This is a genomic window from Nonomuraea mesophila (assembly GCF_004352805.1).
GTDB classification, from domain to species: domain Bacteria; phylum Actinomycetota; class Actinomycetes; order Streptosporangiales; family Streptosporangiaceae; genus Nonomuraea; species Nonomuraea longispora.
Genome location: NZ_SMLD01000284.1, coordinates 1 through 6,706, shown reverse-complemented (window position 1 = coordinate 6,706; position 6,706 = coordinate 1). Strand labels below are relative to the sequence as shown.

At 69.1% G+C, this 6,706-nt stretch carries 7 protein-coding genes; 5 read left to right on the top strand and 2 right to left on the bottom strand.

Going from position 1 to position 6,706, the window contains the following annotated elements; all coding sequences use genetic code 11:
• Positions 1 to 15: 15 nt before the first annotated feature.
• On the bottom strand, positions 16 to 375 hold the full coding sequence (locus tag E1295_RS46360; protein ID WP_220449245.1) for an arginase family protein: 360 nt from the start codon (positions 373 to 375) through the stop codon (positions 16 to 18).
• 332 nt (positions 376 to 707) lie between these two features.
• Between E1295_RS46360 and E1295_RS46355 the strand changes: the two genes are divergently transcribed.
• Together E1295_RS46355 and E1295_RS46345 are read left to right on the top strand one after the other, a co-directional pair.
• Positions 708 to 1,610, top strand: coding sequence for a 4-(cytidine 5'-diphospho)-2-C-methyl-D-erythritol kinase (locus E1295_RS46355; protein WP_132641513.1), 903 nt, complete (start codon positions 708 to 710; stop codon positions 1,608 to 1,610).
• A 449-nt stretch (positions 1,611 to 2,059) separates the two neighbouring features.
• Positions 2,060 to 3,892, top strand: a complete 1,833-nt coding sequence (locus tag E1295_RS46345; RefSeq protein WP_132641511.1) for an ABC-F family ATP-binding cassette domain-containing protein — start codon at positions 2,060 to 2,062, stop codon at positions 3,890 to 3,892.
• Between the two features lie 445 nt (positions 3,893 to 4,337).
• On the opposite strand, the gene E1295_RS46340 is transcribed toward E1295_RS46345, so the two are convergent.
• Positions 4,338 to 4,844 (bottom strand): MarR family winged helix-turn-helix transcriptional regulator, encoded by a 507-nt coding sequence (locus tag E1295_RS46340; RefSeq protein WP_132641509.1) that lies wholly within the window; start codon positions 4,842 to 4,844, stop codon positions 4,338 to 4,340.
• Between the two features lie 57 nt (positions 4,845 to 4,901).
• On the opposite strand from E1295_RS46340, the gene E1295_RS46335 reads away from it, so the two are divergent.
• From E1295_RS46335 to E1295_RS46325, 3 genes are all read left to right on the top strand, one after another.
• Positions 4,902 to 5,672 (top strand): trans-aconitate 2-methyltransferase, encoded by a 771-nt coding sequence (locus E1295_RS46335; protein WP_246081208.1) that lies wholly within the window; start codon positions 4,902 to 4,904, stop codon positions 5,670 to 5,672.
• A gap of 33 nt (positions 5,673 to 5,705) precedes the next feature.
• Positions 5,706 to 6,053, top strand: coding sequence for a VOC family protein (locus E1295_RS46330; protein WP_132641507.1), 348 nt, complete (start codon positions 5,706 to 5,708; stop codon positions 6,051 to 6,053).
• Positions 6,054 to 6,104: 51 nt separating this feature from the next.
• A partial coding sequence (locus E1295_RS46325; protein WP_132641505.1) for a CYTH domain-containing protein occupies positions 6,105 to 6,706 on the top strand: 602 nt, incomplete at its 3' end.

Here is a 6,706-nt window from a genome sequence, read left to right as displayed (position 1 = left end):
CTGAGCACGCCGACGTCAACGCGGCCCGCAACATCGCCTCACGCGGTGTGGCGGGCTGGGCAGTGAGTCACGCTGCCTGACGCGGCCTGAGCCGTCGAAGCCATCGACGGCGAGGAGCTGCAAGCTCGGTCCCTTCAGGGCCGAGAAGCTGACATCCCCATGAGCGTCGAACCAGACGACCACCAGCCGATCCCCGAACCGCTTCCTGGCCGCCGCCACAGGCTCCAACTCGACCCCGCAGTCCCCACCCGCGGTGACCATCAGCCCACCACGCACCCGCTGGACCGCCTCGCGCACCCTGGCGGCGGTTTCGATGAGATCGTCATCAGCGTCCACCGGCACCTGATGATCGGCGTTCACCATGTCGGCGAGCAACCGCGCACCTTCCCGCAGTCGTTGTGCCGTGGGAGCTCCCGACCCCCGCCACTGCGGCACCTCGATCACCGTCACATCGGCCAACGCCCCAGCCCTCCTCATTCACCAACCCCGACCACCCGGCGAGCGCCGAACGCGGTGAAGCTCCGGCGACGAGACATCACGATTCGTAACCGATTGAGATCGGGGCACAAGCCCATGACCTTGACTCTACGTGTGGCAAGGCCGCCGCCACCCAGCGCCATCTTCCGACAACCGCATGTCAGGGCGGCAGGCCCCGATAACATCGAGTGTCCTTGACCCCGGCAAGCGATGGAAGTGGCAGAAGATCGATGAGTTCGGTGACCGTGCGTGTGCCTGCGAAGGTCAACGTGCAACTTTCTGTCGGCCCGCTCAGGGAGGACGGCTTCCACGACCTGGTCAACGTCTTTCACGCCGTATCGATCTTCGATGAGGTGACGGCCAAGGAGTCCGAGGCGATCACCGTGTCGGTGCCGGGGAAGTGGTCCGGTCAGGTGCCGGTCGACGACAGCAACCTGGCGATCAGGGCCGCCCGTGCGCTCGCCAAACACGCGGGCCGCGGCTACGGCGCCGACCTGCTCATCCGGAAGGACATCCCGGTCGCCGGCGGGATGGCGGGCGGCAGCGCCGACGCGGCGGGTGCGCTGGTGGCCTGCAATGAGCTGTGGGGGCTCGGGCTGCCCTTCGAAGACCTCATGGAGATCGCCGCCGACCTCGGCAGCGACGTGCCGTTCTCGCTGCTCGGGGGCACCGCGGTGGGCACGGGGCGTGGCGAGCAGCTGAGCGAGTTGCCCACAGGGGGCACGTTCCACTGGGTGTTCGCCCTGGCGGACGGCGGGCTCTCCACCGCCGGCGTCTACGCGGAATGCGACCGCCTCAGGGCTGCCTCGGCTGCCGAGGTGCCCTGGCCCCAGCTCGACGATGCACTGATGGAGGCCCTGGGCACCGGTGACGCCTACGCTCTGGGCGCTCACCTGAGCAACGACCTCCAGGAGGCCGCGCTCAGCCTCCGCCCGGAACTCGCGCCGACCCTCGAAGCGGGACGCCAGCACGGGGCGCTCGGGGCGATCGTCTCCGGCTCCGGCCCGACGTGCGCGTTCCTGGCCATCGACGCCCTGCACGCCCGCGACCTGGCCCGGGGCCTGACCACGACAGGCGCCGCCCACACCGCCGTCCCCGCCCACGGCCCCGTCGCGGGAGCCACCCTCCTCTAACCCCCACCACACGACCGGCCACCACACGACCGGCCACCACACGACCGGCCACCACACGACCGGCCACCACACGACCGGCCACCACACGACCGGCCACCACACGACCGGGTACCGCTCGACCGGGTATGGGCACTGCACGGACGGCCACTGCACGGACCGGGCACCGCATGAACGAGCACCGCATGAACGAGCACCGCATGAACGAGCACCGCATGAACGAGCACCGCATGAACGAGCACCGCACGAACGAGCACCGCACTGGCGGCCCCTGTACGTAGGGTCGCTGCACGAGCGGTCACTGCACGAGCGGTCACTGCACGAGCGGGGACTGTACGAGCGGTCACCGCACCAAGCGTCGGCTGACCCGTAGGGCGGCGGAGCATGCCCGGAACGCCGGATGGCTCTTTGCTGTCGGGTGACCGGCGGCGAGCCGATACGCTGGGTATGCCATGAATCTGGTCAACCTTGAGTCGGTTTCACATGCTTACGGGCCCAAACCGCTCCTCAGTGACATCTCCCTGGGCGTAGAGGCGGGGGAGCGCATCGGGGTCGTCGGGCGCAACGGGGGAGGTAAGACGACCCTGCTGTCCGTCATCGCCGGGGCAGTGCGGCCGGACACCGGTCGGGTCACCCACAACCGCGGTCTGCGCGTGGGCTTCCTGTCGCAGCAGGACACGCTCGACCCCGACGCCACCGTGAAGGAGATCGTGCTCGGCGGGCTGGCGGAGCACGAGTGGGCGGGGGATCAGCGGGTCCGCGAGATCCTGTCCAACCTGATCGGCGATCTCGACCTGGACGCCAGGGCCGCCGATCTGTCCGGTGGCGAGCGCAGGCGTACGGCGCTGGCGCAGTTGCTCATCGACGACCATGACCTGATCATGCTCGACGAGCCCACCAACCACCTCGACATCGAGGCCATCGCCTGGCTGGCCGGGCATCTGGCCGGCCGGAAGAGCGCGCTGGTGGTCGTGACGCACGACCGGTGGTTCCTCGACGCGGTGTCCACCCGTACGTGGGAGGTCGTGGACGGACGGGTCGAACGGTATGAGGGCGGATATGCCGCTTACGTGCTGGCGAAGGCGGAGCGGGCGCGCATCGCCCAGGCCGCCGAGGAACGCCGCCAGAACCTCATGCGCAAGGAGATCGCCTGGCTGCGGCGCGGTCCGCCCGCCCGCACGTCCAAGCCGAAGTTCCGCGTCGAGGCCGCCCAGGCGCTGATCGCGAACGAGCCGCCGGCGCGGGAGACCGTGGAGTTGATGCGGTTCGCCGCGGCCCGCCTCGGCAAGACGGTCTACGACCTGGAGGACGTCACCCTGCACGCGGGCGGGCCCGGCAGCGGACCGCTGGTGCTCGACCACCTGACGTGGCAGTTCGGCCCGGGGGACCGGATCGGACTGATCGGGGTCAACGGGTCGGGCAAGTCGTCGGTGCTGCGGCTGCTCGCCGACACGGTCAAGCCGGACGACGGCCGGGTGGTCAGGGGCAAGACGGTACGCCTGGCGCACCTGTCGCAGGAGCTGGCCGAGCTCGACCCGGAGCGGCGGGTGCTGGAGTCGGTCGAGGAGATCCGCAAATATCTCCAGGTCGGCAAGAAGGAGTGGACGGCGTCCCAGCTGCTCGAACGCCTGGGGTTCAAGGGCGAGGCGCAGTGGAAGGTCGTGGGCTCCCTGTCGGGTGGCGAGCGGCGTCGGCTGCAGCTGCTCCGGCTCCTCATGGACGACCCCAACGTGCTGCTGCTCGACGAGCCCACCAACGATCTCGACATCGAGACGCTCAACGAGCTGGAAGACCTGCTGGACGGCTGGCCCGGCACGCTGATCCTGGTGAGCCACGACCGCTACTTCCTTGAGCGGGTGACCGATCGCTGCGTGGCGCTGCTGGGCGACGGCAAGTTGTCGCTGCTACCCGGCGGGGTCGACGAATATCTCGAACGCCGCGCGGCCGGTACGGCGCTGACGGCCCGCGTGGCCGGCGTCACCACCACCACGACCACGAGCCCCACCGCCACGGGCTCCCCAGCGCCGGATGCGGGTCCGGCGCAGCCCGCTCCGAGCGGGCTGTCCGCCAAGGAGGAGCGCGAACTCCGCAAGGAGCTCAACCGCCTCGAACGCCAGCTCGACAAGCTGAGCGACCAGGAGTCCAAGCTGCACGCCGCCATGGCTGAAGCGGCCACCGACTATGCCAGGCTGGGCACCCTCGACGCCGAGCTCCGCGAGATCACCGCTCAGAAGGATTCCATCGAAGCCGAGTGGCTGGAGACCGCCGACCGCCTCGGCGACTGATCCCACCCCTGACGTCCCGGTGCCGCCGCAGCGAAGCGGACGGTGAAGGGGCGCTCGTAACGGCGAGTGCGTTGTTGGCCTTCACGACCGGCGCGTGACGGAGGGCGACCGGCGTCGGCGGGGCGGGTAACTTGGCGGTGCCGTAAACAGAAATAGGGCGCACCAAGGGAGAGCTGACCCGCAAAGGGGAGGCAAGCCGGCCGTGGTGCATCGGGTTGCGCGGAGGGGTGGCGGGCCGGCCGCGGTGCATTGGGCTGCGCGGAGGGAGGCGAGCTGGGCCGCAGCGCGTCGCGTTGCGCGGAGAAGATCAAATCACCGGACGGCCACGTCGATCAGGCTTCCGGGTGAATGACGGCCGGGATGGGCGGGTTCGGTGGGTTCGTGACCTGTCCGGAGGGAGAAGCGGAGGGAAGCCCGTCTCGATGCGCCGGCGGATGAGGCCGGGTCACGTGGGTGAGTCGAATGGGGCGAGGAGGGTGCGGAGGAGGCCGGCGAGGGCGCGCCGGTCGGTGGGGCCGAGGCTGGAGAGCAGGTCGTGTTCGCGGCGGAGCAGGTCGGAGAAGGCGGAGTCGACGCGGGCGAGGCCGGTGTCGGTGAGGGAGACGAGCACGCCGCGCCGGTCGTCGGGGTCGGGACGGCGCCGTACGAGGCCGGCCTGGGCGAGGCGGTCGATGCGGTTGGTCATGGTGCCGGAGGTCACGAGTGTGGCCCGCAGCAGGGCACCTGGGCTGAGTTGGTACGGTTTGCCGGCCCGGCGCAGTGCGGTCAGCACGTCGAACTCCCACGGCTCCAGGTCGTGTTCGGCGAACGCCGCCCGTCGAGCCCGGTCGAGATGCTTGGCCAGTCGTGACACCCTGGAAAGCACCTGGAGTGGTTCGACGTCGAGGTCGGGGCGCTCGGTTCGCCAGGCCGCGACGAGGCGGTCGACCTCGTCTCTCGCATCCTCGGTCATGACACAGAAGTGTACTGTCTTGACATCGAGATATATCTCTCGATATCAATTATCTTCATGTCGAGAGATATCTGGGATCCGGTAACGTACGCCGTCTACGCGGACGAGCGGTCGCGGCCGTTCATCGAGCTGGTCTCCAGGGTGGGGGCGGTCGAGCCCGACTATGTGGTGGACGCCGGCTGCGGCAGTGGTGAGCTCACCGCCCAGCTGGAGGCGCGCTGGCCGGGCGCGACCCTGGAGGGGTTCGACTCCTCGCCGGCGATGATCGCCAAGGCGCGGCGGCTGGAGACGAAGGGCAGATTCGCGGTGGCCGACGTGGCCACCTGGCGGCCCGACCGGCCGGTGGACGTGATCGTCTCCAACGCCGTGCTGCAGTGGGTGCCCGAGCATCGTTCCGTGCTGGAGCACTGGGTCGAGGATCTGGCGTCCGGAGGCTGGCTGGCCTTCCAGGTGCCGGGCAACTTCGATGCGCCCAGCCACGTCGCGATCCGCGAGTTGTGCGCCTCCCGAGCCTGGTCCGACCGGCTCAGCGACGTGCCCAGGGGCAATCCGGTCGGCGATCCCCTCGACTATCTCGATCTGCTCAACCAGGGCGGCGCCCAGGTCGACGCGTGGGAGACGACCTACGTCCACGTGCTCCAAGGCGAGAATCCGGTGCTCGACTGGGTGTCCGGCACCGCGCTGCGCCCGATTCTCGACCGCCTCGCCCCGGGCGAACAGCGGCGGTTCAAGCGCGATCTCGCCCCGTTGCTCGCCGACGCATATCCGGCCAGGGATTTCGGTACGCCGTTCCCGTTCAGAAGGATCTTCGTCGTGCTGCAGAAATAAGGATCATGCTGCAGAAACAAGGAGGGAACGGTAATGATCAGAGCGTTGCACCACGTTCAGCTCGCCGCGCCCGCGGGAAGCGAGCCGCTGCTGCGACAGTTCTACGCGGGCGTGCTCGGCCTGCGGGAGGTGCCGAAGCCGCCCGAGCTCGCCAGGCGCGGCGGCGCGTGGTTCAGGGGCGAGGGCGTGGAGGTGCATCTCGGCATCGAGGACGACTTCAGGCCCGCGCGCAAGGCCCACCCCGCTTTCCTGGTCGACGACCTCGACGCCTACGCAGCGAGGCTCCCCGGAGCCGTGCCGGACGACCTTTTTCCCGGCTTCCGCCGCATCTACGTCTCCGACCCGGTGGGCAACAGAATCGAGCTCCTGCAATTCGTATGATGTTTACCTAAGGGTGCATCATGATCCGATGCCGGACTTTTGCGAGGTGTCGTGGGTATCGAGATCGAGGACAAGTTCGATGTCCCCGCAGAGTATGAAATTCCGGACCTGAGTGGGCTGGCCGAGATTGTTGGTCCGAAGACTCACCAGCTCGTGGCCCTCTACTACGACACGCCCGATCTGCGGCTGGCCTCCCGCGGTGTCACTCTCAGACGACGGCGAGGCGGAGCCGACAGCGGCTGGCACCTGAAGCTGCCCAAGGCCAAGGGCGTGCGTCAGGAGATCACCCACCCCCTCACCCGCAGCACCAAGATCGTGCCGGCGGAACTGGCCGAGCTCGTCCGCGCCTTCACCCGCGGCGCCGAGCTCCAGCCCGTCGCCCAGCTCGACACGCGCAGGAGCGTCACGGTCCTGTTCGACGGCGACGCCAGGCTCATCGAGCTCGCCGACGACCGCGTCAAGGGCACCGTGTTCGGCGAGGAACCCATGGTTGTGCGGTGGCGCGAGGTCGAGGCCGAGCTGCTCGAAGGTGGCAAGAAGGCGCTGCTGGCCAAGGTCGGCGAACGGCTCAGGAAGGCGGGCGCGACCCCTTCGGCCTCATCCAGCAAGCTCGCCAAACTCCTCGAACCCGCCCCGCTCCCCAAGGCCCCCAC